The 15,981-nt window shown below is 50.0% G+C and carries 14 protein-coding genes and 1 pseudogene; 10 read left to right on the top strand and 5 right to left on the bottom strand.

Annotated features, from left to right (window positions below):
• The first annotated feature begins 74 nt into the window (after positions 1-74).
• The 3 genes and pseudogenes from HMPREF3052_RS08105 (at position 75) to HMPREF3052_RS08095 (ending at position 2,810) form a co-directional block, all read left to right on the top strand.
• Positions 75-1,289 (top strand): annotated as a pseudogene (locus HMPREF3052_RS08105) (MFS transporter).
• 284 nt (positions 1,290-1,573) lie between these two features.
• Positions 1,574-2,320, top strand: coding sequence for a hypothetical protein (locus HMPREF3052_RS08100; RefSeq protein WP_283126968.1), 747 nt, complete (start codon positions 1,574-1,576; stop codon positions 2,318-2,320).
• A gap of 31 nt (positions 2,321-2,351) precedes the next feature.
• Positions 2,352-2,810: a hypothetical protein gene (locus HMPREF3052_RS08095; protein ID WP_283126967.1), complete on the top strand. Its 459-nt coding sequence runs from the start codon at positions 2,352-2,354 to the stop codon at positions 2,808-2,810.
• A 188-nt stretch (positions 2,811-2,998) separates the two neighbouring features.
• Here HMPREF3052_RS08095 and HMPREF3052_RS08090 read toward each other — a convergent pair whose 3' ends face one another.
• From HMPREF3052_RS08090 to HMPREF3052_RS08080, 3 genes are all read right to left on the bottom strand, one after another.
• Positions 2,999-3,436, bottom strand: a complete 438-nt coding sequence (locus tag HMPREF3052_RS08090; protein ID WP_241479500.1) for a hypothetical protein — start codon at positions 3,434-3,436, stop codon at positions 2,999-3,001.
• The gene (locus HMPREF3052_RS08085) at positions 3,437-4,273 is read right to left on the bottom strand and encodes a PHP domain-containing protein (RefSeq protein ID WP_070749441.1); all 837 of its coding nucleotides are present in this window, start codon (positions 4,271-4,273) and stop codon (positions 3,437-3,439) included.
• A gap of 65 nt (positions 4,274-4,338) precedes the next feature.
• Complete coding sequence (locus HMPREF3052_RS08080; protein ID WP_070749440.1) at positions 4,339-6,735, bottom strand: penicillin-binding protein 1A; 2,397 nt, start codon at positions 6,733-6,735, stop codon at positions 4,339-4,341.
• Positions 6,736-6,888: 153 nt separating this feature from the next.
• Here HMPREF3052_RS08080 and pilM point away from each other — a divergent pair, with 153 nt between their 5' ends.
• The 7 genes from pilM (at position 6,889) to aroB (ending at position 13,737) form a co-directional block, all read left to right on the top strand.
• Positions 6,889-7,980: a type IV pilus assembly protein PilM gene (pilM, locus tag HMPREF3052_RS08075; RefSeq protein WP_070749533.1), complete on the top strand. Its 1,092-nt coding sequence runs from the start codon at positions 6,889-6,891 to the stop codon at positions 7,978-7,980.
• 4 nt (positions 7,981-7,984) lie between these two features.
• On the top strand, positions 7,985-8,608 hold the full coding sequence (locus HMPREF3052_RS08070) for a PilN domain-containing protein (RefSeq protein WP_049328903.1): 624 nt from the start codon (positions 7,985-7,987) through the stop codon (positions 8,606-8,608).
• Complete coding sequence (pilO, locus tag HMPREF3052_RS08065; RefSeq protein WP_003684514.1) at positions 8,608-9,279, top strand: type IV pilus inner membrane component PilO; 672 nt, start codon at positions 8,608-8,610, stop codon at positions 9,277-9,279. Before HMPREF3052_RS08070 ends, pilO begins: the two co-directional genes overlap by 1 nt.
• 15 nt (positions 9,280-9,294) lie before the next feature.
• A complete protein-coding gene (locus HMPREF3052_RS08060) occupies positions 9,295-9,837 on the top strand; it encodes a pilus assembly protein PilP (RefSeq protein ID WP_003684527.1) in 543 nt (180 codons plus the stop codon).
• A 20-nt stretch (positions 9,838-9,857) separates the two neighbouring features.
• Positions 9,858-11,990 carry a type IV pilus secretin PilQ gene (gene pilQ, locus HMPREF3052_RS08055; RefSeq protein WP_070749439.1) on the top strand — a complete coding sequence of 711 codons (2,133 nt, stop codon included), beginning with the start codon at positions 9,858-9,860 and terminating at the stop codon, positions 11,988-11,990.
• Positions 11,991-12,122: 132 nt separating this feature from the next.
• Positions 12,123-12,635, top strand: a complete 513-nt coding sequence (locus HMPREF3052_RS08050) for a shikimate kinase (RefSeq protein WP_003684491.1) — start codon at positions 12,123-12,125, stop codon at positions 12,633-12,635.
• A gap of 22 nt (positions 12,636-12,657) precedes the next feature.
• On the top strand, positions 12,658-13,737 hold the full coding sequence (aroB, locus tag HMPREF3052_RS08045; RefSeq protein WP_070749438.1) for a 3-dehydroquinate synthase: 1,080 nt from the start codon (positions 12,658-12,660) through the stop codon (positions 13,735-13,737).
• A gap of 129 nt (positions 13,738-13,866) precedes the next feature.
• Here the strand turns inward: aroB and HMPREF3052_RS08040 are convergent, their stop codons facing one another.
• Both HMPREF3052_RS08040 and HMPREF3052_RS08035 read right to left on the bottom strand, forming a co-directional pair.
• On the bottom strand, positions 13,867-15,180 hold the full coding sequence (locus HMPREF3052_RS08040; protein WP_070749437.1) for a sensor histidine kinase: 1,314 nt from the start codon (positions 15,178-15,180) through the stop codon (positions 13,867-13,869).
• A 29-nt stretch (positions 15,181-15,209) separates the two neighbouring features.
• Positions 15,210-15,887, bottom strand: coding sequence for a response regulator (locus tag HMPREF3052_RS08035; RefSeq protein ID WP_070460434.1), 678 nt, complete (start codon positions 15,885-15,887; stop codon positions 15,210-15,212).
• Positions 15,888-15,981: the final 94 nt, after the last annotated feature.

The following is a 15,981-nucleotide window of genomic DNA, read 5'->3' as shown; positions in this document are numbered from 1 at the left end:
TCAACCTAATTTGCTAGAATCCGTCGTTTTGCCGGTTGATTGAACGGCATTTTTCATAGAAACAAATCATAACCATGACACACACACAGCAAAAATCCCCCAACCTTTGGCTGGTTATCGCCGCTGCCGCCTCCATCCTGTTGATTACCATCGGTATGCGCATGACTATGGGGCTGTTTGTCCGTCCCGTCGTCGACTCTACCGAGCTGAGTATCCAAGAGTTCAGCCTGATTATTGCCGTTTTCCAGTTGATGTGGGGCGTGTCCCAGCCGCTTTCCGGCGCGCTTGCCGACCGTTTCGGCGCGTTTAAGGTGTTGGGCGGCGGCGCGCTGTTGCTGGCATCTGCCTGTCTGATGGTGCCGCAGATGCCGACTTATTGGGGGCTGATGCTGGCAATCGGGCTGCTTTTTGCATTTGGCACTGGCGCGGGCGGTTTCTCCATCATCATGGGGCAAGTCGCGGCGAAAGTGCCGCCGCACAAACGCGGTTTGGCTTCGGGGCTGGTCAACGCGGGCGGTTCGGCGGGGTAGTTTCTGTTTGCGCCGCTGGTGCAGGGTTTGTTGATATTGCCCGCCGTCGGCTGGAAGGGAACGTTTTATGTTTGGGGCGGCATTGCACTTTTAATCCTGCCGATTTCGTGGTGGCTGGCGGGCAGCAAAAACGCTGTCGCTACGCACCACACGTCGTCTGAAAACGGGCAAACGCTGGGGCAGGCGGTCAAAGCGGCGTTTAAAGACCGCAGCTACATCCTGCTGCACTTGGGCTTTTTTACCTGCGGTTTCCACATCGCGTTTCTGGTAACCCACCTGCCCAACGAAATCGCGCTCTGCGGTCTGCCCGCTTCGGTTGCTTCGACTTCGATTGCGATTATCGGCCTGGCGAACATCGCGGGCTGCATTTTTTCGGGCTGGTGTACGGGGCGGTTTTTAGGCAAATATGTTTTGTTCGGACTCTACGCCTCGCGTGTGGCGATGGTGCTGATCTACCTTGCCTCCCCGAGAACCGACGTCAATTTCTACATTTTCGCCGCCGCGCTGGGCTTCACTTGGCTCGCCACCGTCGCGCCGACCGCCGCGATTACGGGCAAACTGTTCGGCACGCGCTATCTGGCGACGCTGTTTGGGCTGACCATGTTGAGCCACCAAATCGGCGGCTTTTTAGGCTCGTATATCGGCGGCATCGTGATTTATCAATTCAACGATTACGGCTGGATGTGGTATGCCGATGCGGTGCTGGCGGGGGCGGCGGCTTTGCTGAACCTGCCGATACGCGAAAAGAAAACGGCGTAACCCGCTTAAACCAAGCAAAGAACAAAGGTCGTCTGAAAACGGAAAAACGGTTTTCAGACGACCTTTTTCTATCATTAGTGGGAAGCGGTCGATGTGTTTGGCAATCATGGCTTGGGCGGTTTGCTGAAAGAAGGTACTCATGAAAAATCCCCTAAATGTCTTGGTGGGAATTTAGGGGATTTTGGGGAATTTTGCAAAGGTCTCAATTAGCGTGCAAATGTGCTTGCAGTGAAAAAATATTGGAAATAATATCAATGCAAGTAATAATTTTTATCAAGAAGGAGATGAGTGTGAAATTTTTAGCTGCTTTGCTGTGGCCGGCCATGTTGCTGCCCATTTTGTCTCATGCCGATAGCGGCATTCAGACGGTCTCTGTTTCTCAAGCATATGCGGATGACGCAACGGGCTGCGGGCAGCTTTATCCTGTAGAGAGCTTCGAGAATTTGTTCAGACAGATGGCCGGCACGCTGCATAGTGCCTGTTTGCTTGATATGCCGCCTGAAGATTTAGCGAAAAAGTGGCAGATTCCCGTGTACCGGCGCTATCTGCGGCTTTCCGGCCGTTTGCGGCCTGACGGAGAAAAACAGGCGGTACTCAGATGGAAAGACAAGGCAGAGCGGCAGAAATGGCTCAAACACAGGCGGCGTAAGCTAAAACGGCCGACCGACGGCTTTACGGTAGTGCATCAGACTGACTACGACGGCAGTACTTTTTTAGAAATCGAAGCAACGCCTGATTATATAAAACGATACCGTTCATTGTTTCCTGACGACCGTTATCCTGATAATTTGCCGAAACCCTATGTTTCATCTCATATCCTAAGCCCGGTCAGCGTATGCTTTAACAATGGAACAGAACAAGTTTTTCCTAGGTATACGGTAGTAAAACAAGTAGCAGTAGATGAAAACAACCATTTGATCGGGAGTGATAGACATTTGGTTATAAGGGAGGAGAAAGGTGCAGGAATATTATTTCAGCATCCAACAGACAAATGCATTAATGATATTTCCAGCATCTTTCTTATCAGATAGTCGATAGTATTTAATTTTAAAGGTATATGGTATGGCTACAACAGCACAAATCCGGCAGCATTTTTTAAAATTAGGGATGCCTGTTTCGGAAGTTAATCAGATTATTCGGGATTCAATTTTACTGGGGCAAACCCATAACTTTATCAATCAATGGGGGTTAGGGAGTATTCAAGCAAACACTAAATATTCCGGCATATTTTTCCAAAGCAAACTAATTGGCAGTAAAGAAAATAGAAGTATTGTATTCGGTACGGCAGACAAAAGATATCTGACTGCTTCTGATTGGGCTCATGAGTTAGGACATGGTTTGTCGAAAACAATTTCCAAGCTTGATCTTGATATTGATGGAAATCGCAATATAACAGCGAATGAATATGCACGAAGATTTGTTTATGAAGAAGGAAAAGCCGAATACAACCGTTTTCAGTTTGATTTGCGGAACAATCCCAAAGAAACCAAATACGGATCGGAGCAAGGTTGCCGATATTGATTTCCAAAACGACAAAGGAATTTACAATGAGTTGGCAGGTGAAATTTCAGCAGAGACAGCCGCTGATGTCGTGTATCCGACGGAAATTTCAACATCGGTTATACTGCCCGGAGAAAATACTGCATATATCCCGGCCGTATAAACACGTTATCAGATATGGCTTCCAAAGATATGCTGATTTTTTATTTTCAGGTAGCCTGAAAACGCTTGGCCGCCTCTTCCAGCATTTTCCATTCTCCGCCGCTGCCGTGGTAGGTTTCGGCATCAATCTCGAACACGGCTTTGCAGTGTGTGCATTGGAAATAGTGGGTCAGGAAATCGTACCAGCCGTGCAGGCGGCGGTTGCCCTGTGGGTCGGTGTCGATGATGTAACCGCTGCGGGCGAAGGTTTGAACATAGTCGGGACTGATACGCCGGACTTTGGCGTAGGCGAGGGTGATGTCGGCCAGCGTGCCGTCTGCCAGGCGGTCGGCGGCGCGCAGTAGCATTTGCGACAGTTTTTGCGGGGTTTTGATGCGGACGGTGGGACGAAGGTCGGCACAGTAATCGCACATGGTTCGGGTCTTTCGGTGGGAGATGGGGTGCAGGCTGCTTTTTTGGCAGGATAATCCTTTTGCGTGAGGCATTCAGACGGCCTTAAAGTGTTTCCATACAGGGCGGCATTGTTCGGGTAAGTCGGGACAGGCGCCGAGTATGCCGCCGCTGAAGTCGTTGGGGCGGTGGAAGTCGCTGCCTGCGCTGGCGAGAAAGTCGAAGCGGTCGGCAAGCAGGGCATAGTTGAGGCGGTCGTTTTTACAGCAGTTGCCACTGTGCACTTCAATCCCTGCGCCGCCGAGATTTTTAAATTCTTGAAACAGGTTTCGTTTGGCGGTGGCGGATAATTCATAGCGCATCGGGTGGGCGATAATGGCCATGCCACCCGCGCCTGTAATCGCGGCTACACAGTCTTCCAGTGTGGCCCATTCGTGTCTGACGGAACAGGATTTTCCGTCTCCCAGATATTTGGTAAATGCCTGCTGTTTGTTTTTGACATGGCCTTCGCGGATGAGGAATTCGGCAATGTGGGTGCGGCTGGCCATTTCTTTATTGGCGGCCAATGCCAGCGCGCCTTCATACGCGCCTGTTATGCCTTTTTTCTCCAGTTTGGCCGCGATGGCTTCCAATCGTTTCAGACGGCCTTTGCGGACTTCGGCAAGCAGGTTTTGCAGGGCTTCGTTGTGTTCGTCAAAGTCCAAGCCGACAACGTGGATGGTGCGGCCGCGCCAAGTGACGGATATCTCCACGCCGTTGACGAAGGGGAGGCCGAGGGTATCGGCTTCGGTGCGTGCTTCGGCAAGTCCGCCGGTATGGTCGTGGTCGGTCAGGGCGAGCAGGGTGCAACCGTTTTGACGGGCGAGTCGGACAACTTCGGTTGGGGACAACATGCCGTCTGAAACGGTCGAATGGCAGTGTAAATCAATCATGGTTTTGCTTTGAATTTTCTCAAAAAAGGCCGTCTGAACGTTTCAGACGGCCTTGTTTTAGAACATTAGAACAGAGAGTCCAGTTGTTGTCTGTTATTGTTGCCGGTATTGCTTGGCAGAACTGGGGTTTCGTCTGATTCTTCACGGGCTGGCGCAGTGTTGCTCTCGGCACTGCGGCGGTTTTCATTCGGAACGGCATGACGGGTAGGTTGAGCAGGACGCGGAGCAACGCCGCTGTTGTCCAAGGCCAGGTCGGAGCTGGTGGTCATGCGTTCGCGCATATACACTTCGCCGCCGTTTGTAACCACGCCTTCAGGTGCTTTCATCGGTTTGACGCTGGTGCCTTTCAGGGCGAAGCGCATGTATTCTACCCAAACCGGTACGGCGATTGTGCCACCGTAGCCTGCACTGCCCATGCTGCGCGGTTTGTCAAAGCCGATATAGACGGCAGTCACAACGCTAGGGGTGAAGCCGACAAACCATGCGTCTTTGTTGTCGTTGGTGGTACCGGTTTTACCGGCGATGTCGGAGCGGCCCAGTGCGGCTGCACCGCGCGCGGTACCGACACGGACAACGTCCTGCATGATTTTGTACATGATGTAGGCGTTGCGCGGGTCAATGGCTTGAGGTGCGTTTTCACCGGCCACTAACGGCTGCATTTGCGCTCTCAGACGGCCTTGGCTGTCGTAGATTTTGTCGATGACGTGGGCAGATACTTTGTAACCGCCGTTGGCAAAGACGCTGTAACCTTCTGCAATACGCAACGGAGTGGTTTCGCCTGTACCCAAAGCCATAGACAGGCTGGCAGGGATTTCAGACGGCTTGAAGCCGAAGCGTTGGATGTATTGTTGCGCGTAGCCGATGCCGATAGACATCAGGATGCGGATGGACACCATGTTTTTCGACGCGGTCAAAGCCTGACGCAGCGTGATGTAACCGGCATAGCGGCCGTCAGAGTTTTTCGGGTTCCACGCTTTACCGTTTGCACCTTTGCCCGGCAGGGAAATCGGCGCATCGTTAATCATGGTGGAGGCAGTCATGCCTTTTGCCAAAGCGGCGGAATAAACGAACGGTTTGAACGTCGAGCCGGGTTGGCGCATGGCTTGAGTTGCGCGGTTGAAGGTTTTGCTGTGGTAGTCGTAGCCGCCGACCAATGCACGGACTGCACCGGTTTTCGCATCTAAAGACACCAATGCGCCTTGCAACAAAGGCTCTTGAACGACGGTAAAAGTATCGCCGCTACCTTTAACGCGAATGACGGAGCCGCGACGGATACGGTCATCCCCCATTTTTTCGTTGTTGACGGCACGGGCGGCAAAGCCTAAAGCGTGGCTGTTCAGCGTGACTTTACGGCCGCTTGGCAACTGAATCTGTACACCTTTGCGTGAGGCTTCCAAGACAACCGCCGGAATCATTTTATCGACGGTGTAAAGTGTAGAAAGATATTGGCTGACAGTTTCTTCTACGTTATCGCTTTTGCTCAGGTCGATGTAGTTTTCTGCACCGCGGTAGCTGCTGCCGCGGTCGAAATTGCGCAGAACTTTACGCAGGGCTTCGGTGGCGACGCGCTGGTGTGCGGTATCGACGGTGGTATATACCTTGAAGCCTTGTGTGTAGGCATCTTCGCCGTATTTTTCAAACAGCTCTTGACGCACCATCTCGGCAACATACAGGGCATTTTGGTCGATGTTTTGTACAAAACGCTCGTAATGCAACTCTTCTTTCAAAGCCTGATCGCGTTGCTGCAGGGTGATCATGCCTTCTTCCAGCATATTGTTCAGAATATAAGCCTGGCGCAGTTTGGCACGCTCAGGGTTTACAATCGGATTGTAGGCGGAAGGTGCTTTAGGCAAGCCGGCCAACATGGCGGCTTCAGCCAATGTTAATTCATTAACATTTTTATTGAAATAAATTTGGGCGGCAGAGGCAAAACCATAAGCGCGTTGACCCAAATAGATTTGGTTGAAGTACAGCTCCAAAATCTTGTCTTTACTTAAAGACTGCTCGATTTTGTAGGCCAACAGGGCTTCGTTGAACTTACGGGTGAACGAACGCTCGCTGCTCAGGTAGAAGTTTTTGGCAACCTGTTGCGTAATCGTACTGGCACCGGATTGAACACCACCGGCTATGACGTTGCCGATTGCGGCGCGCGCCACGCCCCAAACGTCCACACCCCAGTGGTCGTAGAAGCGTTTGTCTTCGGCGGCAATCACGGCGTCTTTTAAAATTTTCGGGAAGTCACCGATTTTGGTAAATTCACGCCGTTGTTCGCCGTAAACGCCAATGACTTGGCCGTCTGAAGAATAAATCGTCAGCGGCATTTTTGGTTTGTAGTGTTGTAAAGAGTCCAAAGACGGCAGTTTTGGATAGGTTACCAGAATTGCAATTGCAATCAGACCTATACCGAAAAGAGCCAGTCCTAATAAGAGACCCATACAGGTCGTTATAATCTTTTTAATCATGACTAAGTAATAATTTTGCCATTAATGGCGATAAATAAAGTAAAATGGGAAACGATTTCTATCAGCCACAGTCAATACTGTGTAAAGAATAAGAAGTCCTTTACGGATAACGAAACAGTTACTCACTCCTAAATGATACAGGGAAGTCAAATCATGCGCTTATTTAAAAGCACGAAAGATACCAAAACAGGCAAGGCTTCTAGCGGATTGAACAACCGCTCTGCCATCGGCGTCGACATCAGCCAACATGCCATTAAGATGGTACAACTGACAGGCCGTAGTTTAAACCAAATTCAGCTGGAAAAATACGTTATTACCAAATTGCCTAAAAATATTGTCAAAGGCAACAAAATTCAAGACTACGATCAGCTTGCCACTTACATCCAACATACTTACACACAATTACGCAGTTCTTGCAAAAATATTGTTGCGGCTGTGCCACAAAATTTGGCGACAGTCGAGCAAATTATTTACAACCCGCGTGATACCGATTTGGACTTGGAAGAGTTTGTCGAGGCGGAAGTCGGCCAATTTGCGCCTATTGAAGAAATGAACTACGACTTTCAAGCCGAAGAAGTCGGTTCGGGCCAGCATGTTTTAGCTGTTGCCGCTAAAAAAGACGATGTTGAACCGCGCATTGAAATGTTTGAAAATGCGGGCTTGCCTTTGTCCGCTTTGGATTTGGACTTACTGGCGCAACGCAATGCCTTCGTTTATTGGATGAATACGCATGCTCCCGAAATGGCAGAGGAAAAAGTTGCCGTGTTCGGCATTCATGCGACGCAAATGTATGCCCTGATTCTGCAAAACGGCCGCATTCTCTATAAACAAGAAACTCCGGTCAGCACAGAGCAGCTCAATCAGCTGATTCAGCGTACTTATCGGGTAACGGAAGAAAAAGCCGCTCAAATGATGGCTTCCCAAAACAAGCCTTCCGACTACCAGTCTCAGATTGCCGACCGTTTTAATGTGCAGGTTGCGCAAGAAGTTCAGCGGGTTTTGCAATTTTACTATACCACGCAGGCCACTGATTCTTTCGCCAATATCAAACACATCCTGCTGACCGGCTTTACCGCTCAGCAGGCAGGTTTGGCGGAAAGCATTTTCTCGCAAACCAATACGGCAACAGAATACCTGCATCCGATTTCATATGTGGAACGCAGTGCAAAAGTAGAATTGCCGCAGTTTCAAATTGATGCGCCGTCACTGACGTTGGCGTTTGGATTGGCATTAAGGGGACTTTGAGAACATGATCGAATTAACCAGAATCAACCTTCTTCCGTATCGGGAAGAGATTAAACAGCGCAAGCAGCAGCAATTCAAAGTATTGATGCTTGGCGCTTTTGCAGTGGGTTTGGGCTTGGCAGCCGCTACCTATCTCGGTATTGATAGCGCCATCAGCAATCAAGAAGGCCGCAACAACTTCCTGCAAACCGAAATCGACAGACTTGATAGAGAATTGGGCGAAATCGATAAACTTCAGCAAGAAAAAGAAGCCTTCTTGGCCAAGAAGCTGAAAGTGGAAGAGTTGCAGGAAAAACGCTATCAAGCAGCTTATATCCTTGATTCTTTGAATGCGCTTACGCCCGATAATACTTATTTGACTGCGTTGGAAGCAGAAAGCCCGACCAGCTATAAAATTAGCGGCCATGCCGTCAGCGACAATAAAATCGCCGTTATGATGCGCTCCCTGCCAAGTACAGGTATTTTCTTGCAGCCTGAATTGTTGAGCATCAAAAAAGTAGATAACTACCAAGAATTTACTTTGAAATCTTCAATCAACCAAGTGAATACGCCGGCTCCTGCACCGACTGCACAAAGCAGCAGTGAAATAGCCGAACCTGTGGCAGAACCTGCTCCGGAGGCTCAATAATGGCATCTAAAAACCTGAAACAATTGGACGTACAAAACCTGTACCTGCTCAATATGCCTTCAAAACTTTTGCTGGGAGGTTTGTTGATTGTCGGTATGTTGGCGTTGGGCTATGTCGGCGTATTTAAAGATCAGATTGAAACCTTGAATACGCAGGAAGCCAAAGAAGCAGAACTGAAGGAAACCTTTACGCGTAAAAGCATTCAGGCGGCAAGCTTGAACAATTTGAAGGCTGAATTGGCTTCTATCCGTTCTGCATTTGACGTTTTGTTGAAACAACTGCCGACCGATGCGGAAATTCCGAACCTGATTCAAGAGCTGCATCAGGCAGGTTCAACCAACGGACTGCGTTTGGACAGCGTTGCACCGCTCCAACCTGAAAACGATGGTCCGATTCAAAAACTGCCGTATCAGATTTCCATCACGGGCAAATACTCTCAAATCAGCCAATTTACCCGTGATGTAGGCGATTTGTCGCGCATTATTACGTTAGATTCTTTGAAACTCGTGAACGCAGGCGAGGACAAAGAAGGCAAAGGCAATAAAGGCGAGTTGACATTGAGTGCGATTGCGACGACTTACAAAGCCCGTCCGGCCGAAGAGATTGCTGCCGAATTGGCTGCGCAACAGGCACAAGAAGAAGGCAAACCTGCCGAGAATGAGCAAAAATAAAAGAATAGGGAAATCATGAAAAAAATCATCTTACTCTTAAGTCTTCTTCCCTTGGCAGCCTGTACGCAAAGCTATGAAGATTTGACTCAATGGATGACGCAAACCCGTCAGGAGGCAAAATCCAAGATTATTCCGTTTGAAGAGCCGACGGTTACATTGCCTAAGCCGTATAGCCCGCCGAACTTTAAAGGCATGAATGCGTTTGATTCACGCCGTTTGGACACTGCCCCTAAAGGCGGCAATGCGCCGGATGTGAACCGTCCGAAAGAAACATTGGAAGCTTTCAGTTTGGAAAATATGGCCTTTGTCGGAACACTGCAAAGCGGCGGCAAAGTTTCCGGATTTATCAAGGTCAACGACCATGTTTATACCGTTTATCCCGGAAACTACATCGGTCAGAATTACGGCAGAATCCAAAGTATTACTGAAGATAAAATTATCTTGACCGAGCAAGTTGAAGACAGCTACGGCAACTGGGTGTACCGGAAGGCCGAATTGCCATTGAGTAGTAAAGAGGCGGATTCTTCCAATAGCTCAGATAGTTCGAATTCAAATTAATTTAGGGGTCTCACTCGATTATGAAAACCAAGCACATGACAAAATTATTTGCCGGCTTCAGCGTTGCCCTCGCTGTTCAGACGGCCTTTGCAGGCAATATTACCGATATCAATGTTTCTACTTTGCCTGACAACCAAAAAATCATCAAAATCCGTTTCGACAAAGATGTCACCACACCTCATGGTTTTGTAACATCTACGCCGGCGCGTATCGCATTGGATTTTGCCAACACCAATATCCGTTTGCCTCAGCCTGTTTTGGAATATGCCGACCCATTGCTGAATCAAATTACTGCGGCGCAAAACAATGACCGTGCACGCGTGGTTTTGGGTTTGAACAAAATCAGCCAATACAATACTGAGATTCGCGGCAACGAAGTTTGGGTATTTGTAAACGAATCTACTGATCAAACCAATGCGGCCGTTGCCAATGAACGTGCGGCTACGCCGTCTACCGCGCGTGCTGCTCAGGCTTATCAAGCCGTTTCAGCAGCCAATATCGATTTCCGCAAAGGCGCACGCAATTCCGGCATTATTGAATTGTCCGCCCCTGGTTTCAGCGGACAGCCGGATATTAAACAGCAGCGCGACCGCGTGGTTGTGACCTTGAAAAACCATACTTTGCCGACACAAGCGCAACGCAGTTTGGATGTGGCTGACTTTAATACACCTGTACAAAACGTTACGCTCAAACGTATCGGCAATTCTACCCAGCTTATTATCCGCAACAATAATGCGAATTGGGACATCAATACCAAAGCTTCTTCCGGACGCTTTGTATTTGAAGTATCGCCTAAAGCAGCCAATACCGAATCCGGCGGCTTAAACCACAATGCGAACAAATCGTTCAAAGGCCGTAAAATTTCTTTGGATTTCCAAGATGTAGAAGTTCGTACCATCTTGCAGATTTTGGCAAAAGAATCCGGCATGAATATTGTTGCCAGCGATACCGTCAAAGGCACTATGACTTTGTCCCTGAAAGATGTACCTTGGGATCAGGCTTTAGACTTGGTTATGCAGGCGCGCAATTTGGATATGCGCCGTCAAGGCAACATTATCAATATCGCACCTCGCGATGAATTGTTGGCAAAAGACAAAGCCTTCTTGCAGGCTGAAAAAGAGATTGCCGAATTGGGTCCGCTGTATTCTCAAACCTTCCAGTTGAAATACAAAAACGTGGAAGAATTCCGCAAAATTCTGCGTTTGGAAGAATACGACAGCAATAATTCCAACATCCGCAACACTCTGTTGAGCAACCGAGGCAGCGCCTTAATCGATCCGGCCACCAATACACTGATTGTGACCGACAACCGCGGCGTGATTGAGAAATTCCGCAAACTGATTGATGAATTGGACGTTCCAACCCGTCAAGTGATGGTGGAAGCGCGTATTGTGGAAGCTGAAGATACCTTCTTCCGCAACTTGGGCGTTAAATTCGGTTCCGGTGGTGCGATCGGCCGTACGGCATGGGGCAGCAACTGGAGCAATGCGCAAACCAACTACAATACCAATGCCTCGTTTAACCGTGGCGACGTAGGCTACCGCAAATGGACTTTGGATCCGAATGTCAGTCTGCCGGCCGCAGCCGCAGTCAACAGCATTGCGCTGGTGCGTGCGTTCTCGTCCGGCGCATTGGGCTTGGAAATCAGTGCGTCTGAAGAACAAGGTAAGAGCAAAACCATTTCCAATCCGCGCGTGCTGACACAAGACCGTAAAGAAGCCAAAATTGAATCCGGTACGGAAATTCCTTACCAAGAGGCTTCTTCCAGCGGTGCGACTTCGATTACCTTCAAGAAAGCCGTTTTGGGCTTGACCGTAACGCCGAACATTACGCCTGACGGTCAAATTATCATGACTGTGAAGATTAATCGCGATACCCCGATCGACTGTACCGTAGATTCTCTGATGACCAAGTGTATCAACACCAAACACTTGAATACCCAAGCCATGGTTGAAGATGGCGGTACGCTGATTGTCGGCGGTATTTACGAAGAAGAAAGCACCAATGCAGTGAACAAAGTACCTGTTTTGGGCGATATCCCTGTTGTCGGCAATCTGTTCAAATCACGCGGCAAACGTGAAAACCGCCGCGAGCTGTTGATCTTCATTACGCCGCGCATCATGGATAATGTGGGTAACAATCTGCGTTACTGATTTTTAAAATGACAAACAGGCATATCTGCAAAGGTATGCCTGTTTTGGTTTTCAGACGGCCTGAGATGAAAAGGCCGTCTGAAAAACGACGAACTTTTCCACGAAACCACCATATCGTATAAAATGACCCACATGGAAAAAATCAACGGCAATTTAATTTTAATCGGGCTGATGGGCGCGGGCAAAACCACTTTGGGCAAGCAGCTTGCCCAAATGTTTGAATGCCCGTTTTACGACAGCGATTACGAAATCTGCACTTCTTCGGGCGTAACCATTCCGACCATTTTTGAGATGGAAGGGGAGGAAGGCTTCCGCAACCGCGAAACCAATATGCTGAAGAAGCTCGCTTCCCGGCGCAACATCGTTTTATCGACCGGTGGCGGCTCTGTCTTACGCAGTGAAAACAGACAGATTTTGCGCCAAAACGGCACGGTTGTTTATCTGCATGCCAGTCCCGAAACCTTGCTGGAGCGTACCCGTTACGACAGCAACCGGCCGCTGTTGCAAGTTGCCAACCCTTTGGCCAAACTGCAAGAGCTGTATGACCAACGCGATACACTGTACCGTCAAACCGCCCATCTCGTTATCGAATCCGACAGCTGTCACAAAACGCTCAAACGCCTGATACAGGCTTTAGGCGAATAAATACGCTTTGCAAAGGAACACCATGCGCACCCTGACTGTCCAAACTCCGTCCCATCAATACCCCATCTTTATCGGGCATAAACTGATTGAGCAGGCAGATACGCTGCTTCAGCCCTATTTAGGCAAAAAAGCGGCCATCATTACCAACGAAACCGTTGCGCCGCTTTATCTCAAACAGCTTCAGACGGCCTTAGACAGACTGGGCGTGCCGCATTTCAGCATCATCCTTCCTGACGGCGAAGAATATAAAAACTGGCAGACGCTCAACCTGATTTACGATGGTCTGATGCAAAACCGTGCCGAACGCAAAAACACTTTAATCGCTTTGGGCGGCGGCGTGATAGGCGATATGGTCGGCTTTGCCGCGGCGACTTATCAGCGTGGCGCACCTTTTATCCAAGTACCGACCACATTGCTCAGCCAGGTCGATTCCTCGGTCGGCGGTAAAACTGCCATCAACCATCCGCTCGGTAAAAACATGATTGGCGCGTTCTACCAGCCGCAAGCCGTGCTGGCCGATTTGACCGCCCTGCAAACGCTGCCGCAGCGCGAACTTTCCGCAGGCATGGCCGAAGTCATCAAATACGGCGCATTGGGCGATGCCGAATTTTTTGCTTGGTTGGAAGAAAATATGGCCGACCTGATGGTGCAACACCAAGAAAAAATGGCAGAAGCTGTTTACCATTGCTGCAAAATGAAGGCCGATATTGTTGCCCAAGACGAAACCGAGCAGGGCATCCGTGCATGGCTTAATCTCGGCCACACTTTCGGTCATGCCATTGAAGCGGAAATGGGCTACGGCGTATGGCTGCACGGCGAAGCCGTTGCCGCCGGTTGCGTCCTTGCTTCCCGTTTGTCGCAAATTTTGGGCAAAACCCGACAAACCGATACCGACCGCATTGCCGCTTTAATGGAAGCCGCCTCCCTTCCGTCTGCGCCGCCTGTTTTCTCCTTTGAAAAATGGATTGAACACATGAGCCACGACAAAAAAGTCAGCAGCGGCATCATGCGTTTTGTCGGTTTGGAATACTTGGGTAAAGCCAATATCACCGAAATTACCGATATGGAAATCCTCCGTCAAACCTTGCAGCCGTATTTGTGAGGAATGAATTAAGTTTGCTTTAAAATATAAAAAGGCCGTCTGAAAGTCATTTTCAGACGGCCTTTGGTTTTAAAACGTTTTCATTTGTCGGATTAAAGCTAGATAGACCAATTTGGGCGGGTCGATTATTTAAAGTGTCTTTTTATCCAACTCGGCAATAATCAACAAGCCGCTGTCAAAGCGTCGGCTGTCGGCCAGTTTCAGACGGCCTTGATGGCGTTTGACAATGGTGTTTGCGATGGAAAGCCCCAGGCCGGTGCCTTGTTGTTCGGTGCCGAGAATGCGGTAGAAGGGGTCGATAACGCGTTGGCGTTCGCTTGGGGGAATACCGGGGCCGTTGTCTTCCACCCAGATATTGAGGTATTCGGCGGTTTCGTCAAAGCCCAAATCTATGCGGCCGCCTTTGGGGGTGTAGCGGATGGCGTTGTCGGTAAAGGTTTTGATGAGGGTATAGATTTCGGTGTCGTCGGCGTGGATTTGGCAGTCGTTTTCAACGGCGACACCGATGTCTTGACCTTTAGCTAGCGCCAGCGGCATGAGTTCCTGTAGGACGCGGCGGAATTGGTTTTGCAGGCTGATCAGGGTTTTGGGGCGTTGGGTTTCGGGTGCTTGGACGCGTGCGAGGGAGAGGAGTTGCTCCAGCAGGTGGCGGTTGCGCTGTATGCTTTGTTGCAACAGGGCGGACTGCTCGCGCGCTTCGGCGGACAGCTGCATATTGTTGAGCCGTTCTGCCTGAAGGGAAAGGGCAGTCATGGGGCTGCGCAATTCGTGTGCGGCATCAGCGATAAAGCGTTGCTGTTGGCGGACGTTTTCGTCGGTACGCTGCAACAGGTTGTTGATGGCGACGACAAAGCCTTGGATTTCGCTGGGAATGTCTTGCGTGTCCATCGGCGAGAGGTCGTTGATTTGGCGCTGTTCTAAATCGTTGGACAGGGTTTTGACGGAACGCATGGCGCGGTGGGTAATCCAGACGGTGAGCAGGATAATCAGGGGTAGGGCGAGGAGCATGGGGAGGATGCTCTGCACGGCGGCCATTTCGGCCAGCTCTTCACGGTAGTCGCTTTCCTGCATGACGGCGATGCGGCCTTGCTTGGTATTACGGGTATAAACGCGGTAGTAATCGTCGTCGTCATCGGCCTGAATGGTGTGCAGGCCGTCTGAAATCTGCTCAGGCAGGCTGACAATGGGGTTGGGCGTATTGGGAAATTGAACGGAAATCTTGTTGTCGTTGTCGAGCGAGTGATTTTCGTCATCGGCATCGCTCGGGTCGAGATAGTTCGCAACTTGGCGCAACAGGTCGTCTTGAACCTCTTGGGTCTCGTGATAAGTATCGTAATATGAAAATATGCCTGCAAGAATGGAGAGGGGCAGGAGCATACAGATCAGGGCGAGGCTGATCTTAACTTGCAGGGATTGTTTGATGGTGTGGATAAGGCGTTGCATGGTTTGTGTGTTGGTGTTGTTGTGGTTTTTCAGACGGCCTGGTTGTTTTGTGCAACCAGCCAGCCGACCCCGCGGACGTTTTGAATTGCTTCTTTGCCGAGTTTTTTGCGTAAGGCGTGAATCAGGAAGTCAACGGCGTTGCTTTCGACTTCTTCACCCCAGCCGTAGATTTTATCTTCCAAATCGCTGCGCGACAGAATCATGCCCGGACGCAGTAGCAGGGCTTGGAGGACGGCAAATTCTTTGTTGCTGAGCATGATGGCCTGTTCCTGCCCGACCACTTCCGCCTGATGGGTGGAAGGGTTGAGCGTGATGATGCCGTTGCTCAGTAGCGTTTGCGCCTGTCCGCCGTGTCGGCGCAATACGGCGCGCATACGGGCTTGCAGTTCCGCCATGTCAAAGGGTTTGACGATGTAGTCGTCTGCGCCGCCGTCCAGGCCGTTGAGGCGGCTGTGCAAATCGTCGCGCGCGGTTACGATTAAGACGGGAACGGTACAGCCGCCGTTGCGGATTTGCGCCAATACGTCCAAACCGTCTTTGCCGGGCAAACCCAAATCCAAGAGCAGCAAATCGTATGCTTGTGCCGCCACTGCTGCGGCTACTTCCGAACCGCGGCTGACCCAATCGACAGCGTAGCCGGTGTCTTTCAGGTTGGCACTGACGGCTTGGGCAATCATGGCATCGTCTTCAACCAATAATACACGCATGGAAGTTCTCAGGAGGATGGGTGGATAGTGATTGTGATTATAACCGCACTCAATTAGTAAAAATTTAGGAACTGTCGAAAAACTGATTTTTTGC

It is taken from the genome of Neisseria sp. HMSC056A03 (assembly GCF_001815685.1).
GTDB classification, from domain to species: Bacteria; Pseudomonadota; Gammaproteobacteria; order Burkholderiales; family Neisseriaceae; genus Neisseria; species Neisseria subflava.
This window is presented reverse-complemented; position numbering and strand designations above follow the sequence as displayed.